Origin of the sequence: Pseudomonas sp. FJ2-5-13 (genome assembly GCF_029201605.1) — a bacterium.
Taxonomy (GTDB): Bacteria; Pseudomonadota; Gammaproteobacteria; order Pseudomonadales; family Pseudomonadaceae; genus Aquipseudomonas; species Aquipseudomonas lactis.
This window is the reverse complement of record NZ_CP104045.1, coordinates 1,036,367-1,062,832: the sequence shown is the minus strand read 5'-3', so window position 1 is coordinate 1,062,832 and position 26,466 is coordinate 1,036,367. Positions and strand designations below refer to the sequence as shown.

Annotated in this window: 29 protein-coding genes and 1 pseudogene; 12 read left to right on the top strand and 18 right to left on the bottom strand. The window is 60.1% G+C overall.

Going from position 1 to position 26,466, the window contains the following annotated elements:
• Positions 1-62: 62 nt before the first annotated feature.
• The 5 genes from N2A98_RS04710 to N2A98_RS04690 are packed head-to-tail and all read right to left on the bottom strand — an operon-like array spanning position 63 to position 3,097.
• Positions 63-368, bottom strand: coding sequence for an STAS domain-containing protein (locus tag N2A98_RS04710; RefSeq protein WP_003188596.1), 306 nt, complete (start codon positions 366-368; stop codon positions 63-65).
• Positions 365-1,012: an ABC transporter substrate-binding protein gene (locus N2A98_RS04705; RefSeq protein WP_044271644.1), complete on the bottom strand. Its 648-nt coding sequence runs from the start codon at positions 1,010-1,012 to the stop codon at positions 365-367. Before N2A98_RS04705 ends, N2A98_RS04710 begins: the two co-directional genes overlap by 4 nt.
• Before the next feature lie 11 nt (positions 1,013-1,023).
• Positions 1,024-1,491 (bottom strand): outer membrane lipid asymmetry maintenance protein MlaD, encoded by a 468-nt coding sequence (gene mlaD, locus N2A98_RS04700; protein ID WP_003188593.1) that lies wholly within the window; start codon positions 1,489-1,491, stop codon positions 1,024-1,026.
• The gene (mlaE, locus tag N2A98_RS04695) at positions 1,491-2,288 is read right to left on the bottom strand and encodes a lipid asymmetry maintenance ABC transporter permease subunit MlaE (protein WP_003188592.1); all 798 of its coding nucleotides are present in this window, start codon (positions 2,286-2,288) and stop codon (positions 1,491-1,493) included. The genes mlaD and mlaE overlap by 1 nt, the downstream gene beginning before the upstream one ends.
• A complete protein-coding gene (locus N2A98_RS04690) occupies positions 2,288-3,097 on the bottom strand; it encodes an ATP-binding cassette domain-containing protein (RefSeq protein ID WP_003188590.1) in 810 nt (269 codons plus the stop codon). Before N2A98_RS04690 ends, mlaE begins: the two co-directional genes overlap by 1 nt.
• A gap of 310 nt (positions 3,098-3,407) precedes the next feature.
• Between N2A98_RS04690 and N2A98_RS04685 the strand changes: the two genes are divergently transcribed.
• The 11 genes and pseudogenes from N2A98_RS04685 to N2A98_RS04635 form a co-directional block, all read left to right on the top strand.
• Positions 3,408-4,382 (top strand): KpsF/GutQ family sugar-phosphate isomerase, encoded by a 975-nt coding sequence (locus tag N2A98_RS04685; protein ID WP_032893550.1) that lies wholly within the window; start codon positions 3,408-3,410, stop codon positions 4,380-4,382.
• Positions 4,383-4,907, top strand: a complete 525-nt coding sequence (locus tag N2A98_RS04680; protein WP_044271642.1) for an HAD family hydrolase — start codon at positions 4,383-4,385, stop codon at positions 4,905-4,907.
• Between the two features lie 8 nt (positions 4,908-4,915).
• Positions 4,916-5,488 (top strand): LPS export ABC transporter periplasmic protein LptC, encoded by a 573-nt coding sequence (gene lptC / locus N2A98_RS04675; protein ID WP_014716937.1) that lies wholly within the window; start codon positions 4,916-4,918, stop codon positions 5,486-5,488.
• Positions 5,475-6,008, top strand: a complete 534-nt coding sequence (gene lptA, locus N2A98_RS04670) for a lipopolysaccharide transport periplasmic protein LptA (RefSeq protein ID WP_003188584.1) — start codon at positions 5,475-5,477, stop codon at positions 6,006-6,008. Before lptC ends, lptA begins: the two co-directional genes overlap by 14 nt.
• Positions 6,008-6,733, top strand: a complete 726-nt coding sequence (gene lptB / locus N2A98_RS04665) for an LPS export ABC transporter ATP-binding protein (protein WP_044271639.1) — start codon at positions 6,008-6,010, stop codon at positions 6,731-6,733. The genes lptA and lptB overlap by 1 nt, the downstream gene beginning before the upstream one ends.
• Positions 6,734-6,917: 184 nt before the next feature.
• Positions 6,918-8,411, top strand: a complete 1,494-nt coding sequence (locus tag N2A98_RS04660; protein ID WP_003188580.1) for an RNA polymerase factor sigma-54 — start codon at positions 6,918-6,920, stop codon at positions 8,409-8,411.
• Positions 8,412-8,486: 75 nt separating this feature from the next.
• Positions 8,487-8,792, top strand: coding sequence for a ribosome-associated translation inhibitor RaiA (gene raiA / locus N2A98_RS04655; protein WP_003171804.1), 306 nt, complete (start codon positions 8,487-8,489; stop codon positions 8,790-8,792).
• Between the two features lie 10 nt (positions 8,793-8,802).
• Positions 8,803-9,267 carry a PTS IIA-like nitrogen regulatory protein PtsN gene (ptsN, locus tag N2A98_RS04650; RefSeq protein WP_044271637.1) on the top strand — a complete coding sequence of 155 codons (465 nt, stop codon included), beginning with the start codon at positions 8,803-8,805 and terminating at the stop codon, positions 9,265-9,267.
• A 2-nt stretch (positions 9,268-9,269) separates the two neighbouring features.
• Entirely contained in the window at positions 9,270-10,127 is an 858-nt protein-coding gene (rapZ, locus tag N2A98_RS04645) for an RNase adapter RapZ (RefSeq protein ID WP_275623082.1), read from the top strand.
• 16 nt (positions 10,128-10,143) lie between these two features.
• Complete coding sequence (locus N2A98_RS04640) at positions 10,144-10,416, top strand: HPr family phosphocarrier protein (protein WP_044271635.1); 273 nt, start codon at positions 10,144-10,146, stop codon at positions 10,414-10,416.
• A 20-nt stretch (positions 10,417-10,436) separates the two neighbouring features.
• Positions 10,437-10,523: pseudogene (locus N2A98_RS04635) on the top strand (outer membrane lipoprotein carrier protein LolA); the annotation flags it as partial.
• A gap of 15 nt (positions 10,524-10,538) precedes the next feature.
• On the opposite strand, the gene N2A98_RS04630 reads toward N2A98_RS04635, so the two are convergent.
• The 6 genes from N2A98_RS04630 to pmbA all read right to left on the bottom strand — a co-directional run bounded on the left by N2A98_RS04630 (position 10,539) and on the right by pmbA (position 15,792).
• Positions 10,539-11,432: a ZIP family metal transporter gene (locus N2A98_RS04630; protein WP_275623081.1), complete on the bottom strand. Its 894-nt coding sequence runs from the start codon at positions 11,430-11,432 to the stop codon at positions 10,539-10,541.
• 32 nt (positions 11,433-11,464) lie between these two features.
• On the bottom strand, positions 11,465-12,076 hold the full coding sequence (locus N2A98_RS04625; RefSeq protein WP_014716929.1) for a superoxide dismutase: 612 nt from the start codon (positions 12,074-12,076) through the stop codon (positions 11,465-11,467).
• Position 12,077: 1 nt separating this feature from the next.
• Positions 12,078-12,506: a hypothetical protein gene (locus N2A98_RS04620; protein WP_003188573.1), complete on the bottom strand. Its 429-nt coding sequence runs from the start codon at positions 12,504-12,506 to the stop codon at positions 12,078-12,080.
• A gap of 27 nt (positions 12,507-12,533) precedes the next feature.
• The gene (locus N2A98_RS04615; RefSeq protein ID WP_047712595.1) at positions 12,534-13,910 is read right to left on the bottom strand and encodes a class II fumarate hydratase; all 1,377 of its coding nucleotides are present in this window, start codon (positions 13,908-13,910) and stop codon (positions 12,534-12,536) included.
• Positions 13,903-14,298: a hypothetical protein gene (locus N2A98_RS04610; protein WP_032893559.1), complete on the bottom strand. Its 396-nt coding sequence runs from the start codon at positions 14,296-14,298 to the stop codon at positions 13,903-13,905. Before N2A98_RS04610 ends, N2A98_RS04615 begins: the two co-directional genes overlap by 8 nt.
• A gap of 147 nt (positions 14,299-14,445) precedes the next feature.
• Positions 14,446-15,792 (bottom strand): metalloprotease PmbA, encoded by a 1,347-nt coding sequence (gene pmbA / locus N2A98_RS04605; RefSeq protein ID WP_044271627.1) that lies wholly within the window; start codon positions 15,790-15,792, stop codon positions 14,446-14,448.
• Positions 15,793-15,900: 108 nt separating this feature from the next.
• On the opposite strand from pmbA, the gene yjgA reads away from it, so the two are divergent.
• Positions 15,901-16,422 (top strand): ribosome biogenesis factor YjgA, encoded by a 522-nt coding sequence (gene yjgA / locus N2A98_RS04600; RefSeq protein WP_003188568.1) that lies wholly within the window; start codon positions 15,901-15,903, stop codon positions 16,420-16,422.
• 45 nt (positions 16,423-16,467) lie between these two features.
• On the opposite strand, the gene tldD is transcribed toward yjgA, so the two are convergent.
• The 7 genes from tldD to mreC all read right to left on the bottom strand — a co-directional run bounded on the left by tldD (position 16,468) and on the right by mreC (position 26,440).
• Complete coding sequence (tldD, locus tag N2A98_RS04595) at positions 16,468-17,910, bottom strand: metalloprotease TldD (protein ID WP_003188566.1); 1,443 nt, start codon at positions 17,908-17,910, stop codon at positions 16,468-16,470.
• Between the two features lie 16 nt (positions 17,911-17,926).
• Positions 17,927-18,775, bottom strand: a complete 849-nt coding sequence (locus N2A98_RS04590; RefSeq protein ID WP_044271623.1) for a carbon-nitrogen hydrolase family protein — start codon at positions 18,773-18,775, stop codon at positions 17,927-17,929.
• Positions 18,776-18,823: 48 nt separating this feature from the next.
• Positions 18,824-22,639 (bottom strand): YhdP family protein, encoded by a 3,816-nt coding sequence (locus tag N2A98_RS04585; protein WP_275623080.1) that lies wholly within the window; start codon positions 22,637-22,639, stop codon positions 18,824-18,826.
• 78 nt (positions 22,640-22,717) lie between these two features.
• Entirely contained in the window at positions 22,718-24,175 is a 1,458-nt protein-coding gene (gene rng / locus N2A98_RS04580) for a ribonuclease G (protein ID WP_003188562.1), read from the bottom strand.
• 70 nt (positions 24,176-24,245) lie between these two features.
• Positions 24,246-24,842 (bottom strand): Maf family protein, encoded by a 597-nt coding sequence (locus tag N2A98_RS04575; protein ID WP_044271619.1) that lies wholly within the window; start codon positions 24,840-24,842, stop codon positions 24,246-24,248.
• Positions 24,843-24,893: 51 nt separating this feature from the next.
• Positions 24,894-25,382, bottom strand: coding sequence for a rod shape-determining protein MreD (gene mreD, locus N2A98_RS04570; protein WP_003188558.1), 489 nt, complete (start codon positions 25,380-25,382; stop codon positions 24,894-24,896).
• The gene (gene mreC, locus N2A98_RS04565) at positions 25,382-26,440 is read right to left on the bottom strand and encodes a rod shape-determining protein MreC (protein WP_275623079.1); all 1,059 of its coding nucleotides are present in this window, start codon (positions 26,438-26,440) and stop codon (positions 25,382-25,384) included. The genes mreD and mreC overlap by 1 nt, the downstream gene beginning before the upstream one ends.
• Between the last annotated feature and the right edge of the window lie 26 nt (positions 26,441-26,466).

Genomic DNA, 26,466 nt, shown 5'->3' with positions numbered 1-26,466 from the left:
GCCCCGCGCCTGCGAACCCCGCATAGCAGGACTCTGACGGGGGGCTTTTCTAATAATGTGTATTAAGGATGCGCCAGCAGCTCGGTCAAACCGGAAACTTCGGCAATTTCACGCATGTCTTCCGGCAACGCACGGATGCTGACCGGTTTTTTCGCCGCCTCGGCATCACGCATGAAGCACAGCAACAACGACAGGCCGACACTGCTGGACTTGGTCACCGCCGAGCAATCGAGCACCAGTTCTGGCGCCTTGCTGGCCTTGATCAGCGCCTGGCCCTGCTTGCGCAGGTCAGGCCCGGTGCGGTAATCCAGCACGCCGCTGAGGAACAGCTCGCCGGCGTCGCCGATACGAACAGCCGACTCGGTCATTGCGCAGGCTTCCCGGCAGCTTTGTCGGTTTCTTCCTTGGCCTTGGCCACTTCACCGGCCCAACCATTGATGGTCTTGTCCAGGTCGTTGCCATTGCGCTGCATCGCGTCAGCGAACTGGTCACGGAACAGCTTGCCGATGTTGATACCGTTGATGATCACGTTGCGCAGTTTCCACTCGCCGTCGATCTTCGTCAGGGTGTAGGACACTGGGTACACGGCGCCATTGCTGCCGGAGACTTTCATCCCGACTTCGGCACGGTCGCCAGTCTCGTCCTTGGCCGGGTCAACGATAATGCCCTGGTTGTTGTACTCCAGCAGGGCGTTACCGTAGAACTGGAACAGGCCCTTCTTGAAGTTCTCCTGGAACGTCTTCATCTGCGCAGGCGTAGCCTTGCGCGAATACTTGACCGTCATGATGCTTTTGGAAATACCTTCAGCATCGACCACAGGGCCAACGATGGCGTCGAGCGCACTGTAGAACTTGGAAGGGTCTTGCTTGTACTGTTCTTTGTTAGCCTTGAGGTCAGCCAGCATTCTGCTGGTGGTGTCCTGCACCAAATCGTGGGCAGAACCTGCCGCGTTGGCCATCATCGGCAATGCTGCAAGCAGTACCAGCAGGCCACGTCGCAAGGTAGAGATCATGAACAGATTCCTCATTTGGCGTCTTTATTGACCGTATTGAGCAAAAATTTTCCGATCAGGTCTTCAAGCACCAGCGACGACTGTGTGTCGTGGATGGTCGAACCATCCTTGAGCAGGGCTGTTTCCCCGCCCACGCTGACACCGATGTACTTCTCGCCCAGCAACCCCGCAGTGAGGATAGATGCTGTGGAGTCAGTCGGCAGATTATCCACCTTCTTGTCCAGTTGCATCGTCACCCGACCGGTAAAGCTGTCGCGGTCCAGATCGATTGCCGTGACCTTGCCGATGGTGACACCGGCCATGGTCACTTTGGATCTGACCGTCAAACCGGCGATATTGTCGAAGTACGCGTAAAGTTTATAGGTATCGGCGGTAGGGCTGGCCGAAAGGCCGCTGACTCGCAGGGCCAACAACAGTAAAGCCAGGATGCCAGCCAGCAAGAAAAGGCCGACACCGATTTCCACAGTGCGGTTTTGCATCAGAAATCTCCAAACATCAAGGCGGTCAAAATGAAGTCAAGGCCCAGTACCGCCAGCGAGGCGTACACAACGGTCTTGGTAGTGGCACGGCTGATCCCCTCTGAAGTGGGCTCGCAGTCATAGCCTTGGAATACGGCAATCCAGGTCACCACAAAGGCAAAGACAATGCTCTTTATGATGCCGTTGAGCACGTCACCGGTGAAGGTCACGCTGTTTTGCATGTTGGCCCAGTAGGAGCCGTCGTAGACCCCCAGCCAGTCAACCGCCACCCACGAACCGCCCCAGATACCCACCACGCTGAAGATCATCGCCAGCAATGGCAGGGAAATGAAGCCGGCCCACAGGCGCGGGGCAACAATGTACTTGAGCGGGTCCACGCCGATCATTTCCAGGCTGGACAGCTGCTCGGTGGACTTCATATTGCCGATTTCAGCAGTCAGCGCCGAACCTGCACGCCCCGCGAACAACAAGGCGGTGACCACGGGGCCAAGCTCACGCAACAGAGTCAGGGCCACCATCTGCCCTACCGCCTGCTCCGAGCCGTAGCTGGACAGGATATTGAAACCCTGCAGCGCCAGCACCATGCCGATGAACACGCCGGAGACCACGATGATCACCAGGGACATCACCCCCACCGAGTGCAGCTGCTTGACCAGCAGGCCAAAGCCGCCGCCGATGCCGCCGCGCCCCAGCAAGGCGTGGAACAGGAAAATGGTCGAACGCCCCAGCACTTCGACGATGTCGATGCCCGAGCGACCGAAAAGGCGAACCTTCTCGATAAGAGATGTCTTGCGCATCAGCGCTTCCCCAGAAGATCTGAGCGGTAGTCCGCTGCCGGAAAGTGAAAAGGCACCGGGCCATCGGGGTTGCCGGTCATGAATTGGCGAATGCGCGGGTTATCGGCGTTCATCAACTCCTCAGGCGTACCCTGCCCCAGCACCTGACCATCACCTACTACATAGAGGTAGTCGGCAATGCTCGCGGTTTCGGCCAGGTCGTGGGACACCACGATACTGGTGATCCCCAATGCATCGTTGAGCAGGCGGATCAGGCGCACCAACACGCCCATGGCGATCGGGTCCTGGCCCACGAATGGCTCGTCGTACATGAGGATCTGTGGGTCGAGGGCAATGGCCCGCGCCAGGGCGACACGGCGCTTCATGCCGCCGGACAACTCGTCTGGCATCAGGTCGATGGCACCGCGAAGGCCCACGGCCTGCAGCTTCAGCAACACGATGTCACGAATCATCTCGTCGGACAGTTGGGTGTGCACGCGCAGCGGGAAGGCCACGTTCTCGAATACATCGAGGTCGGTGAACAGCGCGCCGCTCTGGAACAGCACGCCCATATGCTTGCGCGCATCGAACAGATCGCTGCGCGACAGCGTCGGCAGGTTCTGGCCGTTGACCCACACTTCCCCGGCACTGGGGCGCAATTGCATGCCCATCAGGCGCAACAGGGTGGTCTTGCCGCAACCGGAAGGCCCCATGATGCCCGTGACCTTGCCGCGAGGAATGCGAATATCGACGTTATTGAAGATGCTGCGCGTACCGCGCTTGAAGGTAAGGCCCTTCAGCTCGACCGCGTAGGCGTTATCGGCACTCATCTAATCTCCTTGGGATGCAGCCTTTCACTCAGACACCATGTGTGCGACTTTGGTTTTCAACAGATGCGCAATAGTTGAGCACATGGGTTGGGCGGACCGAACTGGCGGCGAACTATATCACTGCTGGTACAGAGCGCCCAAGGCCGGAACAGCGCTGGTTCAGATTTGAGACAGGGAAAAAACGTTGCTTGCTATGTTACCGACGGTGCTTTTCAGTTATCCGGCGCACAAAGCCTGACGAACTTGTGTGAGGGAATTGATCATTACCGCTATAATCGCCGACTTTTCGTCAGGCTATACGATTTCAGACATGAGCCAATCCAGCGACCTTATTCAATCCGCGCAACGCACCATACGCCTTGAGCTTGAAGCCGTAGAAGGCTTGCTGGCGCATATCGACGCGGATTTCGTGCGCGCCTGCGAGATGATTCTGGCCAGCAAGGGCCGCGTTGTGGTGGTCGGCATGGGCAAGTCCGGCCACATTGGCAACAAGATCGCCGCGACCCTGGCGAGCACCGGGACCACGGCGTTTTTCGTGCACCCGGCCGAAGCCAGCCACGGCGACATGGGCATGATCACCAAGGATGACGTGATTTTGGCGCTGTCCAACTCCGGTACCACGAACGAAATCGTGACCCTGTTGCCGCTGATCAAGCGCCTGGGCATCCAGATGATCAGCCTCACAGGCAACCCTGAGTCAACGCTGGCCAAGGCCGCCGACGTCAACCTGAACGTGCACGTGGCCCACGAGGCCTGCCCGCTGAACCTGGCGCCCACCTCCTCCACCACCGCTGCGCTGGTAATGGGCGATGCCCTGGCAGTGGCACTGCTGGAGGCTCGCGGGTTTACCGCTGAAGACTTCGCATTTTCCCATCCCGGTGGCGCACTGGGCCGCCGCCTGTTGCTGAAAGTGGAAAACGTGATGCACAGCGGCGCCGAGCTGCCGAGCGTTCCACGCGGTACCCTGCTTCGGGATGCGCTGATGGAAATGACCCGCAAGGGCTTGGGCATGACTGCTATTGTCGAGACCGATGGCCGGCTGGCCGGGATATTCACCGACGGCGACCTGCGTCGCACCCTGGACCGCACCATTGATATCCATACCGCCACCATCGACGCAGTGATGACCCCTCACGGCAAGACCGCCCGCGCCGAAATGCTCGCGGCCGAAGCGTTGAAAATCATGGAAGACCACCGGATAGGCGCTCTTATAGTGGTCGACCACGATGATCGACCGATCGGGGCCCTTAACCTTGGCGACTTGCTGCGCGCAGGAGTGATGTAAATGACCAACGACCTGATGCAACGCGGTAAGAACATCAAACTGGCGATTTTCGACGTTGACGGCGTGCTGACCGATGGCCGCCTGTACTTCCTCGAAGACGGCAGCGAATTCAAGACCTTCAACACCCTCGACGGCCAAGGCATCAAGATGCTGATGGCAGCGGGCGTGCAAACCGCAATTATCAGCGGTCGAAAAACACCGGTTGTGGAACGCCGCGCACAAAACCTCGGTATTCCTCACCTGTATCAGGGCCGCGAGGATAAACTGGTGGTACTGGACGAGCTTCTTGGCCAACTCAACCTAAGCTATGAACAGGTCGCCTATCTGGGCGACGACCTGCCAGACCTGCCGGTGATTCGCCGGGTGGGCCTGGGTATGGCCGTCGCGAATGCCGCAGCGTTTGTGCGCGAACACGCCCATGGCATCACCACCGCCCGTGGCGGCGAAGGTGCCGCCCGCGAGTTCTGCGAGTTGATCCTGCGTGCCCAGGGCAGTCTTGAAGCGGCCCACGCCGCCTACCTATAGAGCGTTATATGCTGAGCAAAAAGATTCGCAACTTCCTGTTATTCGGGGTCATCGCCGCGCTGCTCCTGGCGGTGGGCTACTGGAATATCAGCCCGGAGCGCTTTCTCGACAAGCCTGTTGCGCAGGTTGACGAAGGCCTTATCGACTATTACGCCACCAATGCCTACAGCATTCAGTACCTGCCCGACGGCAAGGTGCAGTATGAGATGACATCGGACAAGGTCGAGCACTTGAAGGCTTCCGAAGTCAGCCTGCTGACCAATCCGGATCTGAACCTGTATCGCGGCACCGAGTTTCCCTGGCACGTCACCAGCAAGCGTGGCGAGGTCAACCCGGACGGCACCGAAGTTGAACTGATCGACTCGGTTCGCGTCGCACGTACAGACGCGCAGAACCGCGACACCATCATTACCAGCAGTCGCATGACCGTATTCCCACAGAAGCAATATGCGCAGACCGAGCAAGACGTTAGAATCGACGGCGCTGGCGGTGTATCGACTGGCAAGGGAATGAAAGCGTATTTGAAAGAAAGCAGGATACACCTGCTATCGAACGTAAGAGGACAGTATGAGGCTCGTTAAAACCCTCCCTATTTTGCTCGGTCTGGGCGCAGCACTGGGAAGCGTGAGCGCCTGGGCTCTGCCGAACGATAGCCAGCAACCGATCCATATTTCGGCTGACGATGCACAGCTCGATGACAAGAAAGGTGTCGCCACCTATACCGGCGGCGTGATCATCACCCAGGGCTCGATGAAGATTACCGGTAACACGGTGACTCTGACGCGCACCCCCGCAGGCGACATTGACGTGGTGACGTCGGTGGGCAACCTGGCTTATTTCGAGCAGAAGCAGTCCGCCACCGACACCGGCCCGATGAAGGGCTACGGCAAGACCATCCAGTATCACGCCCAGCAGAATCGTATCGTGCTGATCGACCAGGCCAAGGTACTGAGCCCCGACGGCAACTCGACCGAAGGTGAAAAGATCACCTATGACACCGTCAAGCAGATCGCCAACGCCGGTCGCGCCAACGGCAACAAGGTCACCGCACCGCGCCCGCGCATCGACATGGTTATCCAGCCGAAGAAGAAGGCCGAGTAATGGCAACCCTGAAAGCCCAGCACCTGGCCAAGGCCTATAAAAGCCGCCAGGTGGTACGCGATGTCAGCCTGTCGATCGAGAGCGGCCAGATCGTCGGTTTGCTCGGCCCTAACGGTGCCGGCAAAACCACCTGCTTCTATATGATCGTCGGGCTGGTCCAGGCAGACCAGGGTCGCGTATTGATCGACGACCTGGACGTCAGCCACCAACCCATGCACGGTCGTGCACGGGCAGGTATCGGCTATCTCCCCCAGGAGGCGTCGATCTTCCGCAAACTGTCGGTAGCCGACAACATCATGGCGATCCTCGAGACCCGCAAGGAACTCGATCGCGATGGCCGCCGCCAAGAGCTGGAAAGCCTGCTGCAGGAATTCCACATCAACCATATTCGCGACAACCTCGGCATGAGCTTGTCCGGTGGTGAACGTCGTCGCGTGGAAATCGCCCGCGCCCTGGCGACCGCGCCGAAATTCATCCTGCTGGATGAACCCTTTGCCGGTGTCGACCCGATTTCGGTGGGTGATATCAAGCAGATCATCCATCACCTCAAGGCCAAAGGCATTGGGGTGCTGATCACGGACCACAACGTGCGCGAGACCCTGGATATCTGCGAAACCGCTTATATCGTCAACGATGGTCAGCTGATTGCCGAAGGCGATGCCGAGACGATCCTGGCTAACGAGCTGGTGAAGGAAGTTTACCTGGGTCACGAGTTCCGCCTGTAAACACAGGGGTATCGCGCTTTTCCCTGGAGCGCGCGGGAGTCAATGGAAACCTCGGTTTTTTTATTGTTACCGCGCTCTAGGCAAAGGCCCCGAGATCAGGCATATAATTTGCTTATGTTTGGCGCTCACGCGCCCTGTCGTGGATGGCGCATTGCGCCGGCGAATAAGGTGTTAAGCCCCTGCCATGAAACCATCGCTAGTCCTGAGAATGGGCCAGCAGCTGACGATGACACCGCAGCTGCAACAGGCCATCCGCCTGCTCCAATTGTCGACCCTGGACCTGCAACAGGAAATCCAGGAGGCCCTGGAGTCCAATCCGATGCTCGAACGCCAGGAAGAAGGCGACGACTTCGACAACGCAGATCCGCTGGCCGACAACATCGAGCAAAAACCCAATCCCGACGTGCAGGAACCCTCCTATCAGGAAACCGCCCCGACGGTGGATAACCTGGAGGAAGGCGACTGGAACGAACGCATTCCCAACGAGCTTCCCGTGGACACCGCGTGGGAAGACGTCTACCAGACCAGCGCCAGCAGCCTGCCGAGCAACGATGATGACGAGTGGGACTTCACCACCCGTACGTCGGTGGGCGAGAGCCTGCAGAGCCACTTGTTGTGGCAACTGAACCTGGCGCCGATGTCCGATACCGATCGCCTGATCGCGGTCACCCTGATCGATTGCATCAATAACCAGGGCTACCTGGACGAAACCCTCGACGAGATCCTCGAGGCCTTCGACCCGGAACTGGACATCGAACTGGACGAAATCGAAGCCGTCCTGCACCGCATCCAGCAATTTGAACCCGCCGGCATCGGTGCTCGCACACTCAGCGAGTGCCTGTTGTTGCAACTGCGCCAACTGCCCGCCAAGACGCCATGGCTCACCGAAGCGCAACGCCTGGTCAGTGATTACATCGACCTGTTGGGCAGTCGTGACTACAGCCAACTGATGCGCCGCATGAAGCTCAAGGAAGATGACTTGCGCCAGGTCATCGAGCTGGTGCAAAGCCTCAACCCGCGTCCGGGCTCGCAGATCGAATCCAGCGAAGCCGAATACGTGGTCCCCGACGTCATCGTGCGCAAGGACAACGAACGCTGGCTGGTGGAGCTGAACCAGGAGTCGGTACCGCGCCTGCGGGTCAACCCGCAGTACGCCGGTTTTGTGCGCCGCGCTGACACCAGCGCCGATAACACCTTCATGCGCAACCAGTTGCAGGAAGCGCGGTGGTTCATCAAGAGCCTGCAAAGCCGCAACGAAACCCTGATGAAAGTCGCGACCCAGATCGTCGAACACCAGCGCGGTTTCCTGGAATACGGCGACGAGGCCATGAAGCCTCTGGTGCTGCACGACATCGCCGAAGCCGTCGGCATGCACGAATCGACGATTTCCCGGGTCACCACGCAGAAATTCATGCATACCCCACGGGGTATTTATGAGCTGAAATACTTTTTCTCCAGCCACGTCAGCACCTCCGAAGGCGGCGAATGCTCGTCCACGGCGATCCGCGCGATCATTAAAAAACTGGTTGCCGCGGAAAATCAGAAAAAGCCGTTGAGTGACAGCAAGATCGCTGGTTTACTGGAGGCACAAGGCATTCAGGTCGCCCGTCGAACCGTCGCCAAGTACCGCGAGTCCCTAGGGATCGCGCCTTCCAGCGAGCGTAAGCGTTTGATGTGACGGGCGGGCCACAGCGTTCCAGTGGTGGGTATTCCTGCCCACCGCTTTATGCACTGGCAACGAAGGAGAAGCTGTATGCAAGTCAACATCAGTGGACACCAGCTGGAAGTCACCAAGCCCCTGCGTGAATACACCGAGAGCAAACTGAACAAGCTTGCGGGGCATTTTGACAAGATCACCAACGTGCAGGTCATCATGGAGGTCGATAAGCTCAAGCAGAAAATCGAGGCCACCCTGCACGTACCGAATGCCAAGCTCGTCGCCAATGCGGAACATGAAGACATGTACGCGGCAATCGACTCGCTCTACGACAAGCTCGACCGCCAACTCATCAAGCATAAGGAAAAGAATCTGCACCTGATGCAAGGTACAGGTCGTTAACTCTCCCCCCATGATCCGACTTGAAACCATCCTGACCCCCGGCCGTTCCCTTGTGAACGTGCCGGGCGGCAGTAAAAAGCGCGCCCTTGAACAAATTGCCAACCTGATCAGCAGCGAAGTGCCTGAGCTGGAGATGCAAGATGTTTTCGAAGCTCTGATTGCTCGTGAAAAACTCGGATCGACCGGTTTTGGCAACGGCATCGCCATTCCTCACTGCCGCCTCGAAGGCTGCGATACCCCGGTCAGCGCGCTGCTGCACCTGGAAAAACCCATCGACTTCGACGCCATCGACGGTGCCCCGGTTGACCTGCTGTTCGTTCTGCTGGTCCCGCAAGCCGCCACCGATGCGCACCTGGAACTGCTCCGGCAGATCGCCAGCATGCTGGACCGCAAGGATGTACGCGACAAACTGCGCAGCGCCTCCAGCAATGAAGCGTTGTACCAAGTTGTCCTGGATGAACAAAACGGGCAGTAATCATGCGTTTGATCATCGTCAGCGGTCGCTCCGGCTCCGGTAAGAGCACCGCCCTCAATGTGCTTGAGGACAACGGCTTCTATTGCATCGACAACCTTCCGGCCGGCCTGCTGCCAGAGCTGGCGGAACGTGCACTGATCCATACCGAATTGGCGCAGCCCCTGGTTGCGGTCTCGATTGACGCCCGCAACCTGCCCAGCCACCTCTCGCGGTTCCCGGAACTGTTGGAAGAAGTGCGCGCCAAGCACATTCATTGCGATGTGCTGTACCTGGATGCAGACGAAGAAACCCTGCTCAAGCGGTTCTCCGAAACCCGTCGACGCCACCCCCTCAGCAGTGCCAACCGCTCTCTGGCCGAAGCCATCGAGGACGAGACCAAACTGCTGGGGCCGATCATTGACCTGGCCGACCTGAAGATCAACACCACCAACCTGAACCTGTATCAGCTTCGCGATGCGATCAAGCTGCGCCTGCTGAACCAGCCTGAGCCGGGGACGGCGTTCCTGGTCGAGTCGTTTGGCTTCAAGCGCGGCATGCCGGTAGACGCCGACCTAGTGTTCGATGTTCGCTGCCTGCCTAATCCTTACTGGAAGCCGGAATTACGTGATCAGTCGGGGCAGGACCAGCCTGTAGTCGACTACCTGGCCGCGCAACCAGACGTAGAAGAGATGTTCCAGGACATCTCCAGCTACCTGCTCAAATGGTTGCCGCGCTTTGCCGCCAGCAATCGGGCCTATGTCACCATTGCTATTGGCTGCACCGGCGGCCACCACCGCTCGGTCTATTTGACTGAACGGCTGGGACAGGTGCTGCAACAAACCCTCAAGAACGTCCAGGTTCGCCACCGCGACCTTAGCTGAAAGGAACACCACTGCGATGCCGGCTCGGGAAATTGAAATCATCAACAAGCTGGGCCTGCACGCCCGGGCGTCGGCTAAGTTCGTCGGCGTGGCTGGGCAGTTCCCCTGCCAGATTCGTGCTGGGCGCACCCCAGAGTCCATGGTCGATGGCAAAAGCATCATGGCGATGATGATGTTGGCGGCCGGCAAAGGCACCAAAATCCATCTGAAAACCGAAGGTGAGCAAGAGCAGGAGGCTATGGACGCACTGGTCGCACTGATCAATAACTACTTCGACGAAGGCGAATAACCCCTGCGGTAGGAGCGAGCTTGCTCGCGAAAAACGTCAACGATAACGCGGGCATCCTGGTTAAACGCAGTGCTCTCAGGTTTTTCGCGAGCAAGCTCGCTCCTACATAGATAAAGCCATCCTCAGCCCAACGCCGTATCCATCACCATCATCAGGCAAAACCCGAGGCACAGCCCAAGGCTGGCGAGCTTTTCATGGCCATTGCGGCGCGATTCGGGGATGACTTCATGAGTCACCACCAGCAACATCGCCCCAGCGGCCAGCGCCAGACCCAACGGCAACAACACTTCGGCAAGGCTCACCAGCCATGCGCAGAGCACCGCAAATACCGGTTCAACCAAGCCTGATGCAGCGCCAATCAGGAAGGCCTTGACCCGCGACATTCCCGCTCCCGCCAATACCAATGCAATCACCAGCCCTTCGGGGACATCCTGCAGGGCAATGCCCATGGCGAGGCTGTCGGCATCCGTCATGCCTCCGCCCGCAGAAACACCCACAGCCATGCCTTCAGGAATGTTGTGCGCAATGATGGCAAACACGAATAACCAAATACGCGGCGGGATAACCGGCTTATCCGCTGTACCCACCAGCATTTCCGGGCTGGCGCCAGAGACCTTGCGGTCCACCAGGTACAGGCCGAACGCTCCGAGCATGATGCCGAAGCTGATCAGGCCACCGGCGCCCCAGGGTGACAGCCCCAGGCTTTCAGCAGCCGCGATACCCGGCACGACCAGGGAAAACGCGGTCGCCGCCAGCATCACACCAGCCCCAAAGCCCAGCAGGGTGTCGCTCAGCGCCATCGGCATGCGCCGAATCACCAACACCGGCACCGCGCCCAGCGCCGTGCTGAGCGCGCAGATCGCCCCGCCCTGCAAAGCACGCAGGATGCGCGGTTCCAGGTTCAACCAGGCCAGCCCATGGGCCACCAATAACGCAGTACCTGCCAATAGCAGCAGCGTGCCAAACGCATAACGAAACATTCGTACGCTACCGATCGCCAGTGTTTGAGTGCCCATAGTCGGCCTTAGATCTTGTTATGGAGTGAGTGTCAGGCCAAGGCTGCCTGATAGCGCGCGGCAACTTCCGGCCAGTTGATGACGCTGTAAAATGCATTGATGTACTCGGGTCGTCGGTTTTGATATTGCAGGTAGTAAGCGTGTTCCCAGACGTCCAGACCAAGGACGGGCGTATTGCCGCTCATCAGCGGGCTGTCCTGGTTGCCGCTGCTTTCCACCACCAGCGTTTTTTGTGGCGTAACGCTCAGCCAGGCCCAACCGCTGCCGAAACGCGTCAACGCCGCCTTGGTAAAGGCTTCCTTGAAACTGTCGAAGCCGCCAAGTTGTTCGTCGATGGCCTTGCCCAGCGCGCCCTCAGGCTTGCCGCCCCCTGTAGGTGACATGACCGCCCAGAACAACGAGTGGTTCGCATGCCCGCCTCCTTGGTTGACCACAGCAGCGCGTAATTTCTCCGGCAATGTTTGGACGCTGGACACCAGCTTCTCCACCGGCCAGCCAGCGAACTCAGTGCCCTCGACCGCGGCATTGAGGTTATTGATGTAGGTCTGGTGGTGTTTGGTGTAGTGAATTTCCATGGTTTGCGCGTCGATATGCGGCTCAAGGGCGTCGTAGGCGTAAGGCAAGGCCGGCAAGGTATAAGTCATATCAATGTGCTCCATAGTGGGACGTGGACGTTGGCGTCGCAGCACTGCCCAGCAGCCGATGAGTGCGTGGGTATTCGCCGTGATCACTGATGAAATTCAGCAGCTCGACGTAGGTCTTGCTGCTCTGGCGCAACGCGGCCTCGCGCAATGACGGGCTCAGGCGCGGGTCCTGCATGGTCTGTAAGAGACGCTGATGAATAGCGCAGAGGTATTCCGCGCTTTCCTCAGGCTGGTTCAGGCGCAAGTGCAGGTCCGCCAGGTTGTGATGGGAAATGACGCAAGCCGCCACTGCTTCGTCAGCATCCGCCCAGCGTTCGAACAACACTTGGGCCAGGGCCAGGGCTTGCAGATAGGCCTCGCGAGCGTCAACCAGCTCACCCGCCATAAAGCAGCGATTGGCCCGTTCGATCGTGCGTTTCCAGTGCTCCATGGTGAGCCTCCAAAGCAGGGTCGTTGATTACACGCCGCCGGCGGTGAGCTTTTCCGGGTCCAGCAGGACTTCCAGTTGGCTGCGCGGCAGGTCGGTGTGTTCGAGGGCGACATCGATCACCGGGCGGCCTTGCTGATACGCCTTCTTGGCGATTTCAGCGGCTTTCTGGTAGCCGATGATCGGGTTAAGTGCGGTGACCAGGATGGGATTGCGCGACAGCGCTTCCTTGAGCTTGGGTTCGTTGACCTTGAAGCTGGCAATGGCCTTGTCCGCCAGCAACCGGCTGGCATTGGCCAGCAACTCCAGGCTGCTGAGCAGGTTCTGGGCAATGATCGGCAGCATCACATTCAGCTCGAAGTTGCCCGATTGGCCGGCCACCGTGATCACTGTGTCATTGCCGATGACCTGGGCGGCCACCATGGCGGTCGCTTCCGGGATGACCGGGTTGACCTTGCCCGGCATGATCGACGAACCCGGCTGCAGCGCCTCCAGTTCGATTTCACCGAGGCCGGCCAATGGGCCGGAGTTCATCCAGCGCAGGTCATTGGCAATCTTCATCAGTGACACCGCCGTGGCTTTCAACTGGCCAGAGACTGCAACGGCGGTGTCCTGGGAGCCAATCAGCGCAAACAGGTTCTTGCCGGGGGTGAACTTCACGCCGGTCAAAAGGCTCAGTTGCTGGCTGAAGCGCCCGGCAAACTCGGGGTGCGCGTTGATCCCGGTACCGACCGCCGTGCCGCCCTGGGCCAGTGCTTGCAGCGCCGGCAGCAGGTCCTGCAAGTGGCCGATATTGGCCTTGAGCTGCTGCGCCCAGCCGTTGAGCACCTGGCTCATGCGCACCGGCATGGCGTCCATCAAATGCGTGCGGCCGGTCTTGATGAACGGGTGAACCGCCTCGGCTTTTTGCTCGATGACTTGCACCAGATGCAATAGGGCCGGCAGTGTTTGCTCGTGCAGCACCAACGCGGCACTGACGTGGATGGTGGTGGGGATGATGTCGTTGCTGCTCTGGCCGCAATTGACGTGGTCATTTGGGTTGACCGTCTCGCCGAGCAAACGGCTGGCAAGGGTCGCGATCACTTCGTTGGCGTTCATGTTGGAGCTGGTGCCAGAGCCGGTCTGGAAGATATCCACCGGAAAATGCTGCATGTAGTCGCCTTCCAGCAGGCCTTGGGCGGCATCGACAATGGCCTTGCCCTGCCCTTCGCTGATTTGCTTGAGGTCGACGTTGACCCTCGCGGCGGCGGTCTTGGCCAGGATCAGGGCGCGGATGAACTGCGCCGGCATGGGTTGATGACTGATCGGGAAATTATTCACGGCACGCTGGGTTTGAGCGCCATACAAAGCTTCTTGCGGCACACGCAGTTCGCCCATGCTGTCGCGTTCGATACGGGTGTTACTCATCATTAGATCCTTGCACCAAGTCAGAAACGGAAATCGAAGGCAGTAATTCGCAGCTCGCCAATTGCCAGGCAAAGGTCTGCCAGCGCTTGAGGCGGCAGGCACAGTGGGAGAGTTTTTCCAGGTCGCGCAATGGCCGCCAGGCCTGGTCCAGGCACAGGGAGCGCCAATGCCAGGGCAAGGCGATATCGCTGGCAGTGTCGATCAACAAGCGAAATGAGGTTTCGGCGATCGTCCACGGATGGGTTGCGGTGCAACACGCCAGGTACCGACCTTCGTTGAGGTAATGCTCGATCAGGCGGGGTTCATTGGGATCCAGGCCACAGCGAATCTGGCGGCTCATCCAACGCCAGCTTTCCAGATAGGGATCCTCATGCAGAACAGAACTCATGAGCCACACTCATTCGGTAATGATATTTATTATTAAATGATATTGAGAATCAAAACAAGAGTGGCCCATTGATCTTGCGAAAAGACCCGCAATAAAAAAGGCGCGCCATCTTTGCGATGGCGCGCCTTTTGGGACGTGCTGGAGGGATTAGCTGCCAGCGACTGTCATGCGTTCGATCAGCACCGAACCCGTACGGATATTGCTGCGCAGTTCCAGGTCGTTACCCACGGCAACGATTTGCTTGAACATATCGCGCATATTGCCGGCGATGGTCACTTCCTGGACGGCGAACTGAATCTCGCCATTCTCCACCCAGAAGCCCGCCGCACCACGCGAGTAGTCACCGGTGACCATGTTCAGGCCATGGCCCATCAATTCAGTCACCAGCAACCCGCGCCCCATCCGCCGCAACAACGCGGCCTGGTCTTCATCGCCATGGGTCACGAACAGGTTATGCACGCCGCCCGCGTTGGCGGTGCTTGGCAGGCCCAGCTTGCGACCGGCATAAGTGCCCAGCACATAGGACACCAGCTCACCCTTTTCGACAAACGGCTTGGCATAGGTTGCCAAGCCATCGCCGTCGAACGACGAACTGCCCATCGCGCGCATCAGGTGCGGGCGCTCGTCGATGGTCAGCCACTCAGGGAACAGCTTCTGGCCGATGGCGCCTTCCAGGAACGAAGACTTGCGATACAGGTTGCCTCCGGAAATCGCCCCCAGGAAGCTGCCGAATAAACCACCGGCCAGCTCTGCAGAAAACAGCACAGGCACTTCGCAGGTCGGCACCGGGCGCGCGCCCAGGCGGCTTGCAGCCCGTTGCGCCGCACGCAGGCCAATGCTTGCAGGGTCTGCCAGTAAATCGCCTTGGCGGTTTACGTCGTACCAGTAATCACGCTGCATCTGCCCGTTGGCTTCGGCAATCATCACGCAACTGAGGCTATGACGCGTGGAGGCATAACCCCCGATAAAGCCATGGCTGTTGCCGTAGACGCGGCAGCCCTGATGGGTGCTCAAGGTGGTGCCGTCCGCATTCTTGATGCGGGCATCGGCATCGAAGGCTGCCGCTTCGCAGGTCAGCGCCAGCTCAATGGCTTGCTCAGGGGTGATATCCCAGGCATGGAACAGGTCAAAATCCTGCACATCCTTGGCCATCAGCGCCTTGTCGGCCAGGCCCGAGCTTTCATCCTCGGACGTGTGCTTGGCAATCGCCAGTGCCGCGGCGACGGTCTCGCGAATCGCCTCAGGGCCACTGGCGGAAGTGCTGGCCGAGCCTTTGCGCTGGCCTGCATACAAGGTAATGCCAAACCCTTGGTCACGATTGAATTCGACCGTTTCCACTTCCCGCTGGCGCACCGAAGTCGACAAGCCTTGCTCCAGCGACACCGCCACTTCACAGGCGCTGGCCCCCTGGCGCTTGGCCTCGGCAAGGATCTGCTCGACTTGTTCCTGCAGTGCCGGTAACGCTTGTGGACCGACGCTTTGGGCTGCACTCATGGTTTTCTCCACTCAAATTCTGCTTTCGGTAATGGCCATCGAGCGACCGGGCCGGACAAGCGGCCCCCGACTGGTTATCATGGCGGCGTTTCTTTGCGGACTGCCACCATGGTTGATTCTTACGACGACTCCCTCGATGGGGAGAAAAGCAAAACCCAGGTCAAACGTGAGCTGCATGCTCTGGTTGACCTTGGCGAGCGCCTTACAACGCTCAAAAAGGATTTGGTTGCAAAACTGCCACTGACCGACGAAATGCGTCGAGCCCTGGCCGATGCGCCCAAGCACACCGCGAATATCGCGCGTAAACGGCACATCTCGTTTATCGGCAAGCTGATGCGTGATCAAGACATTGACGCCATTCTGACTTTGCTCGATCAAACCGATGCCTCCACTCGCCAGTACAACGAACGCTTCCACAACCTGGAACGTTGGCGTGACCGCCTGATCTCGGGCGATGACGCGGTGCTGGAGAAATTCGTACTGGACTACCCGGACGCGGACCGCCAGCAATTGCGCTCCCTGATCCGTCAGGCCCAGCACGAGCTGGCGCATAACAAGGCGCCAGCCACCAGCCGTAAAATCTTCAAGTACATCCGTGAGCTGGACGAGACTCAACGCGGCCTGCGCTGATCCTCTTCCCCGGGTGGCGGTCTTCGCCACCCGAAGCTTGCGTTCCTACGACCCCGTGCCACCCACGGTGATCGCATCAATTTTCAAGGTTGGCTGGCCGACACCTACCGGCACCGACTGCCCATCCTTGCCGCACGTGCCCACGCCGCTGTCCAGCGACAGGTCGTTACCGACCATCGACACCTTGCTCATGGCTTCCGGCCCGTTACCAATCAGCGTCGCCCCTTTGACCGGCGCGGTAATCTTGCCGTCTTCGATCAGGTACGCCTCGCTGGTGGAGAACACGAACTTGCCGCTGGTGATGTCCACCTGGCCGCCGCCGAGGTTGGCGCAGTAGATACCGCGTTTGACCGAGGCAATGATTTCTGCCGGATCGCTCTGGCCACCGAGCATGTAGGTGTTGGTCATGCGCGGCATCGGCAGGTGCGCGTAAGACTCGCGACGACCATTACCGGTACGCGCCACGCCCATCAGGCGGGCGTTGAGCTTGTCTTGCATGTAGCCCTTGAGCACGCCGTTCTCGATCAGGGTGGTACATTCGGTCGGCGTGCCTTCGTCATCGACACTCAGCGAACCACGGCGGCCGGCCAGGGTGCCGTCATCGACAATGGTGCACAGCTTGGACGCAACCATTTCGCCCATGCGCCCGCTATAAGCGGAACTGCCCTTGCGGTTGAAATCGCCTTCCAGGCCATGGCCCACGGCTTCGTGGAGCAACACCCCAGACCAACCCGAGCCCAGCACCACCGGCAAGGTACCGGCCGGTGCCGGTATCGCTTCCAGGTTGACCAATGCCTGGCGCAGCGCCTCACGGGCATAGCCCATGGCACGGTCGTCAGCGAGGAAATAACGGTAGTCGGTGCGCCCGCCGCCGCCATGGCCACCGCGCTCGCGGCGCCCGTTCTGTTCGACGATCACACTCACATTGAAACGCACCAGTGGCCGTACATCCGCCGCCAGCCCACCGTCGGTGGACGCCACGAGGATGCGCTCCCACACGCCGGCCATGCTCACGGTCACTTGCTGGATACGCGGGTCCAAGGCACGGGTAGCTGCGTCGATACGCTTGAGCAGCTCGACCTTTTCCGCACGGCTGATCACTTCCAAGGGGTTATCCGGCGCATACAACTGGGCCACGTCCTGGGTACTGAACGCCTGCACCGTGCCATTCTGGCCGGCACGGGAAATCGAACGGGCGGCACGCGCCGCCAGGCCCAGGGCCTCCAGGGTGATCGCATTGCTGTAGGCAAAGCCGGTCTTCTCACCCGATTGCGCGCGAACGCCTACGCCCTGGTCAAGGTTGAAACTGCCTTCCTTGACGATCCCATCTTCCAGCGCCCAAGACTCGGAAATCTGCCCCTGGAAATACAGGTCAGCCGCATCGATACCCGGCCCGGCCAGATCGCCGAGCACGGTTTGCAGGCTTTCGATGGTCACGCCACCGGGTGCCAGGAGGTGATCACTGACTGAGGACAACAACTCGCTCATAGGTTTGGCCTTAAATTCATCGTTCTGAAGCAGGCCGCTGCGCGCCCTGCGAGAAAAAGCGCCGGTGATTGGTCACCGGCATGCGCGCCCGTATCGACGCCTGTTCACTGCTATCGCGTTCGGCCAGTAACACCGCTTCGCCTTGATCCTGTTGCGCCAGCACTCGGCCCCAAGGGTCGACAATCGCTGCGTGGCCAAAGGTTTCCCGTGGGCCTGGGTGCACACCACCCTGGGCGGCCGCCAGCAGGTAGCACTGGGTTTCGATGGCCCGCGCACGAATAAGCACATCCCAGTGCGCAGCCCCGGTCACCGCCGTGAAGGCCGAGGGCGCGGTAATCAGTTCAGCCCCCGCCGCGCGCAACTCGCTGTACAGCTCGGGGAAACGCAGGTCGTAACACACCGTCAACCCCACACGGCCCACCGGCGTATCCGCCACTACCACTTGGTTACCGAAAGCATAGTCGTCAGATTCGCGATAACGACCGCGAGCGTCCGCTACGTCCACATCAAACAAATGGAGTTTGTCGTAGCGAGCGACGATTTCACCCTGATCGTTGATCAGCAGCGAGCAAGCGTTGGGCTTGGCGTGGGGCTGGTCCTTGGGCGGCAACGGTAATGTGCCGGCCACTATCCATAAGGTGAGGTCGCGGGCGGCCTGTTTCAACCAGGGCAACACAGGCCCTTGGCCCAACGCCTCGGCGCGGCCAATGTCGGCCACGTCACGGCGCCCCATGGCGGCGAAATTCTCCGGCAGCACCGCGAGTTTCGCGCCACCGGCCGCCGCCTGTTCCAACAGGCGACGCGCCTGGGCGAGGTTGGCCAGCACGTCACTCTGGCTGACCATTTGAATTACCGCAAAGGACATGGGCCGACACTCCATACAGGGCATGGGGCCATGCTACTCCACAGCCTCTCAGTTTGGCTTTTCAAATGGCTTGTCGAAGGTGATTTTCGGATCCTTCCAAGGGCCCTGCACCTTGTATTGCACACTGGCAAAGCGCGAAACCCGGTCACCGATCAGCTTGTCGATCAAAAACAGCGCACCACCAATGGCCGGCGCACCGACAATCAGCGCCGCAATCGGCAGGTTGTTGGTCACAGGCAACGTGACCAGCAACTTGGCGTCGACGCGATCGGCAACCAGATCCAGGGTGCCGTTTAGCTCAAGATTGGTGGAAGGCCCGGTCATGGTGATGGGTTCGCGGGTCACGAACACGCCATTACTGGCGGCCAACAGGCCTTTGACCCGGTCGTAACTCAAGCCCTTGCCGAACAAGTCGGAAAAGTCCAAACGCAAACGCCGGCCAATGGAGTTGAAGTTAAGCAGGCCAAACACGCGCAATGCCTGGGCCCCGCCCTCCACTTCGACGAACTGACCTTTACGGAACGCAGCATCCAGGCTGCCGGAAAAGCGCTTGGGCCCAACCCAGGCCGGCGAACCCGGCCAGCGGCCATCCACGTCCAGGTGGAAGTCTTCGCTGGTCACCGTAGGCGCAAAACCCCACCCTTTGAGCACGTCGGCAATGTTACGGCCGTCGAGGCGGCCCTTGTACCAACTGCTGCTGGCGCCTGGCGCACCTTCCCAGCCCCCGGCGCCCTTGAGCAACATGCCCTTGAGGCCAAGGTCGAGGTTATTGAAAGCCAGGCCCTTGGCGGTCGGGCGGATTCTCAGCGACCAGGCCCCGATCAGGTCCGACCCCTGGAACAATTGGTCGACGGCAATATCCAGCGCCGGAATGCTCTTGGGGTCGATATCGGCCAGCGGGTCCGGCGCGTTTTCGTCCGCCTGCGCGGTCGGGTCTGCCGCAGGCAATTTCACATACTTGAGGTTGACCGCAATCGGCGCGCCCTTGGCGTCCGGCAGGTTCACCGTGCCCTTGGCTTGCTGGCTATCGAGTTGCAGGCCCCAGGCTGCCGGCTTGCGATCAAGCTGCAAGCTGACCTGGTCAAACTGGGTACCAAACCCGGTCAGTTTGCCTACTTTGAAATCAGCGCCACTGAGCAGTTGCTTGGCATTGCCACCTGGATCATTGCCCGCGTAGCGATCCACAAGTTTCTTCCAGGGGTCGATATCCAGCTCCGACAGCACGCCACGAATGCGCAGGCCCTTGGCACCGGGCAGCACCGCATCACCATCGCCAAGGAACAGTTCGCCGCGGCCATCATTGAACTTGTCCGGCGGCGCGGCAAAAGTGAAATTCGCCAGCTCGCCGTAATCAAACCAGTAACGGCGTTCAGCGCCCTGCAAGGTCATACGAAAAGTGCTGTCACGCCCCTGGCTGGCCGGCATGCCAAACGGTGCCGGCAGGTCCACCGCGACGCCTTTGAGGTTGGAATTGACCATCAACTGGCTGTCTGCGCCGTCGAGGATCACTTGCAATTGGTACGGGATATCGCCGGAGACCGGCAGCGGCTGGCTGACTTTCAACCAGTCCGTGAGGCGCTTGACGGTGACCTGGCCATTGGCGGTCACGCGAGTGCTGATATTGCGCGGCTTGCCTTCGGCAAAAATCTGCGCCGTGATGGGACGGTCGAACGCCTGGGCCGAGATCTTCTGCCCGCTCAGGCCCTTGGCGCTGTCGAAGCGAAAATCACCTTTGAGCTGGGTCAGTTCCAGCGGCGGTTCCGCCAATTGCAGGCGCGCCTTGTCGGTCTTGAAGTCCACGACGATCTTGGGCTCAGTGCCTTTGGCCAGCGGTACGTCCAAGTCCAGGCTACCTTGCAGGTCGCCCTCGCCTTTCCAGCCAGCGAACGTAGACGCCGTGCCGATAGGGGCTTCTTGAAGGATCTTCAGGCCGTCGCCCAAACCGCCGGAGAACCCGCCCGTGAGCAGCAGATGACTGTCCCCGCCCGCTGGGGCGTGGGGGATATTGACGTAGACATCCTTGACCTGGGTGTCGAGCAACTGGCCCTTGCTCGCCAGAATGCGTACACCGCTTTCCTCGACGAACACTTCCCCATTGACCTTGTTCACATGAGGCCAGCCCGGCTGGAAGGCCAGTTCGGCATCATGCACCTTGAAGAACAGGCTGATATTGCGCGACGCCGGCAGCGCGTTGTGGCTGAGCGATCCCTGGTACTGGAAGAAGCCTTCGTCCACCGCGCCCTTGAGGATTGCCGTGCGCAGCCATTCATCCAGCGCCGGGCTCAACACGGCCGGTAGATACTTGGGGGTGAAACGGCCATCACCATCGACCATGCCGACCCGCAGGTCCATGTAGTCTTCCTGGCTGTGGTCGAAATGCAGGCGAATCAGGAAGTCCGCCGCCACCTTGCCTTCCTCGCCCAGTACCTTGATATACGGGGCGATCAAGGTGAAGCCTTGCTTGTCCAGCTTCCAGGTCAGGCGCGCATTGGCCTGGATGTATTGCCACGGCTTGGCGAAGATCGGATACAGATGCAAGGAGAAGTCCTTGCTGTCCATGCGCAACTCGCCCTGGCCCAGGTCGCCACTGATACTGCCGGACACATTGCGTGCGGCCGGCGCGCCGAAGTACGCATCGAAGCCGACACGCTCCAGGTTAGCGGCAAAACTGAGTTTGCGGTCGGTGGTGTCTTGCGGCCGGAAGTCCACCAGCACATTGCGTAACAGGCCGGTGGCTTTGAGGTGTTCGACGGCCTTGGCGAAACCGTCCGGCAGCGGTGCCAAGGCGTTGAGCAGCGGTGTGATGGGCGTGAGGTCGAGACGATCGGCCTGCAACTTCCACACTTCCTGTTCCTTGTCGGTCGCCAGGCTCTGCTGCAATTGCAGGCGCGATTCCCAACGGGTTTCGCCGATGTTCATCGCCAGGGAATCAAACAGTACCTTGAGGCCAGTGTCACTGCGCTGCAGGTAGGCGGTCAGAGCCAGGTTTTCGAGGTGTACCGGCTTACGGTCGGCGTAGCTGCCCTTCACTTGGGGCGAATTGAGGCGTACCGCCGCGCTTTGCACCGTGCCTTTGGCCCAACTGAGCCAAAACTCGCCGCCGGCCTTCAATTGCGTCAGCTTCCATTGCTGGGTCAGCCTGGCGGGAATCCATTTGGCCCAGTCGCTTTGCGGCAGGCTCAGGTAGGCATCGACCTCAGCGTCTTGCCACTGGCTGGCACGAATGCGGCTACGCAGGCTGACCGCCAACGGTTGGCCGTCGGGCAATGTCAGGCGAGCGTCCAGGCGCTGCTGGCTAATGCCGGTATGCAGGCTCAGGCCCACATAGGTTACGGTCACCGGCGCCTGGTCGAAGGGTTGCAGGGTCACCTGGCTGTCCAGCACCGACACGCGCTTGACCATCTGCATGCGCGTCAACAGCTGTTGCGGGTCCAACGGCTGATTGTCCTGAACCGGCAAGCCTTGCAGCGTCCAGCGGCCGTCCTGGTCTTCCTTGACACTCAGTTGCAGGCCACTGACTTGCAGATGAGCGATGCGCACTTCGCGGGCCAACAGGCTGGCCCACATGTCCGGCACCACTTCCACCTGGTCCAGGCGCAAGGCACTGCTACCCTCGCCAACCATGACGTCGTGGGCCAGCAATACCGGGGCAAACCCGCTCCAGCGGCCCTCAAGGCTACCGATATGCAGCGGCGTCTCCAGCGCAGCCTGGGCCTTGGCTTCGACTTCGGCGCGGTATTCGGCCACCAGCGGGGTGAGTTCGCGCCCCAGGCTCACGTACACCGCTGCCAATACCAGCAACAAGGCGCACAGGCCCAGGCCCCAACGGGTCAAAGCGGCAAAAAAGCGTATCAGACGCTCCATGTCAGGCGACCCTCAAAAAACAGTTAGCGGACGGCAGATCAAGGTCTGCCGGTCTCGAAGAAAGTGCACAGCTGGGGATCAGAGCAACACCACGTCGTATTGTTCCTGTGAATACATGGTTTCGACCTGGAAGCGAATCGTGCGACCGATAAAACTTTCCAGTTCGGCGACGTTACCGGACTCTTCGTCCAGCAGGCGATCCACCACCTTCTGATTGGCAAGTACTCTATAACCTTCGGCCTGGTAGGCGCGCGCCTCGCGCAGGATCTCGCGGAAAATCTCGTAGCAAACCGTTTCCGGGGTCTTCAGTTTGCCGCGGCCCTGGCAGCTGCTGCACGGCTCGCACAGCACCTGCTCGAGGCTTTCGCGCGTGCGCTTGCGGGTCATCTGCACCAGGCCCAACTCGGTGATGCCGATGATGTTGGTCTTGGCGTGATCGCGCTCCAGTTGCTTCTCAAGCGTGCGCAGCACCTGGCGCTGGTGCTCTTCATCTTCCATGTCGATGAAGTCGATGATGATGATGCCGCCCAGGTTGCGCAGGCGCAGTTGACGGGCGATGGCCGTGGCCGCTTCGAGATTGGTCTTGAAGATGGTCTCTTCAAGGTTGCGATGGCCCACGAATGCACCGGTATTGACGTCGATGGTGGTCATGGCTTCTGCCGGGTCTACCACCAGGTAGCCGCCGGACTTGAGTGGCACCTTGCGTTCCAGGGCTTTCTGGATTTCGTCTTCGACGCCATACAGGTCGAAGATCGGCCGCTCGCCGGGGTAGTGTTCCAGGCGATCGGCGATTTCTGGCATCAACTCGGCAACAAATTGCGTAGTACGCTGGAAGGTTTCCCGCGAGTCGATGCGAATTTTCTCGATCTTCGGGCTGACCAGGTCGCGCAGCGTGCGCAGCGCCAGGCCGAGGTCTTCATAGATGACGCTGGGCGCGCCGATGGTCTTGATCTGGGCGTCGATCTGGTCCCACAGGCGCCGCAGGTAGCGAATATCCATGAGAATTTCATCCGCGCCAGCGCCTTCTGCGGCGGTGCGCAGGATAAACCCACCCGCTTCCTTGATGCCCTCGGCGGCGACACAGTCGCTGACCACCTTCTTCAGGCGCTCACGCTCGGCTTCGTCTTCGATCTTCAGGGAAATGCCCACATGGGCGGTGCGCGGCATGTACACCAGGTAGCGCGAGGGAATCGACAGCTGGGTGGTCAAGCGGGCGCCCTTGGAACCGATAGGGTCCTTGGTGACTTGCACCACCAGGCTCTGCCCCTCGTGCACCAGGGCGCTGATGCTTTCCACCGCAGGGCCTTCGCGCAGGGAAATTTCCGAGGCATGGATAAACGCTGCACGGTCCAGGCCGATGTCGACGAAGGCCGCCTGCATGCCCGGCAATACGCGCACCACCTTGCCTTTGTAGATATTGCCGACGATCCCGCGTTTCTGGGTGCGTTCGACATGCACTTCTTGCAGAACACCGTTCTCTACCACCGCCACGCGCGATTCCATCGGCGTGATATTGATCAGAATCTCTTCACTCATGGCTGGGTCTCGTTCAGGCGTTTTCACAATAGTGACCGTTCGCTTAAGGCTTGGCGCTGGAATACGGCGTTCAGCACACGGTAAGGTTTTGCCAACAGGGTATGCCGAATTGGGCGAGCAGTTGCGCGGTTTCGCAGACTGGCAGGCCCACCACGGCGGAATAACTGCCATTAAGCCCGGCCACAAACACCGAACCCAGCCCTTGGATAGCATAGCCGCCGGCCTTGTCCTGCGGTTCGCCACTGTGCCAGTAGGTGGTAGCCTCCTGCACAGAAACCTCGCGGAAACGTACACGGCTGCTGACACATCGGGTTTCACATTGCTGGCCGTCGGTCAGGGCAATGGCGGTAAGCACTTCATGCTCGCGGCCGGAAAGGGCCATCAGCATGGCCAGTGCATCGGCCTGATCCACCGGTTTGCCCAGGATCTGCCCGTCAACGATCACCGCCGTGTCGGCCCCTAGCACGCAGGTGTTTGAGGTGTGGCCAAGCGCAACAAAACCCGCCGTCGCCTTGCCCCGCGCAAGGCGCTCGACATAGGCAACGGCAGGTTCGTTGTTGAGGGGCGTTTCATCAATAGCGGCGCTGACCAAGGTGAAGGGCACACCGATCTGGGCCAGCAGTTCACGTCGCCGCGGGGAGCCCGAGGCCAGATAAAGCGAATTCATTGCAGCCTCTCCCTGTGGGGTTCGATAACCAGGCAGAGCCTCGCAATCCATTCAATTGATTTTATAGCGGCGACGCAGCCCACGCAGGCCAAAACTGATCCAGGGCCACAACAAGGCACTGACCAGCGCCGGCAAGACCAGCGCCAGGGTCGGCTGGCGGTTGCCAGTCAACGCGCTGAGCCACAGTTGCACCAACTGCGCCAGGCCGAAGATCACCAGGATCACCAAACACTGCTGCCACATCGGGAACATGCGCAAGCGCTGTTGCAACGACAGCACCAGAAAGGTAATCAGGGTCAGGATCAACGCGTTCTGGCCCAGCAAGGTGCCATACAGCACATCTTCGGCCAACCCCAGGCACATCGCCGTGACCATGCCCACCTTGTGCGGCAGGTTCAATGACCAGAACGCCAGCAACAAGGCTAGCCAGAGCGGACGCAGGATTTCCATGAACTGCGGCAGCGGCGAAACACTGAGCAGCAGGCCGATGGCGAAGGTCAGCCAGACGATCCAGCCATTGCGTGAATGAGTACCGGCCATTATTGCTCCCTCTGCCGTGTGGTGGCCGGAGCGGTGCTCGGCGTAGTGGCCGGGGGTTTGACTGCCGCTGGCTTAGCCGGGCGCGCGTTGTGCGCTGCCGGTTGAGCGGGCGTTGCAGCCGGTGCCGGGGCAGTTGTTGCCGCAGGTGGAGGCGGACCGACGAAAGCCGGTTTCGGCACCGTGGCCGGCACGATAGGCGCGGTACCATTCTGCTGGTCTTCCGCTTCCTGGGCCTGGGCAGCGTCGTTGGCGCGCTCTTCCGGGGTGCGGTTGTCGCTGAACACCAGCAGCAGGTAGCGGCTGCGGTTCAAAGCGGCAGTCGGTACCGCCCGAACGATAGCGAACGGCTGGCCGGAATCATGGATCACCTCTTTGACCGTCGCCACCGGATAACCCGCCGGAAAGCGCTGGCCCAGGCCAGAGCTGACCAACAGGTCGCCTTCCTTGATGTCAGCGGTGTCCGCCACATGGCGCAGCTCCAGGCGTTCCGGGTTGCCGGTGCCGCTGGCAATGGCGCGCAGGCCGTTACGGTTGACCTGTACCGGAATGCTGTGGGTCGTATCCGTCAGCAACAGCACCCGCGAGGTGTAGGGCATCAACTCCACCACCTGGCCCATCAGGCCACGGGCATCGAGCACCGGCTGGCCAAGCACCACACCGTCGCGCTCACCCTTGTTGATGATGATGCGGTGGGTAAAGGGGTTGGGGTCCATGCCGATCAGCTCGGCCACTTCGACCTTTTCGTTGACCAGCGCGGAAGAATTGAGCAACTCGCGCAGCCGAACGTTCTGCTCGGTGAGGGCCGCCAGCTTTTGCATGCGCCCCTGCAACAGCAGGTTTTCAGTCTTGAGTTTTTCGTTTTCGGCGACCAGTTCGGTGCGGCTGCCAAATTGGCTGGACACACCTTGGAATAGACGTTGCGGCAGGTCGGTGATCCAGTAGGTCTGCATCAACACCAGCGACATCTGGCTACGCACCGGCTTGAGCAGTGCAAAGCGGGCATCGACCACCATCAGCGCGACCGAAAGCACGGTCAGCACCAATAAGCGCACACCCAATGAGGGGCCTTTGGCGAAAAGCGGTT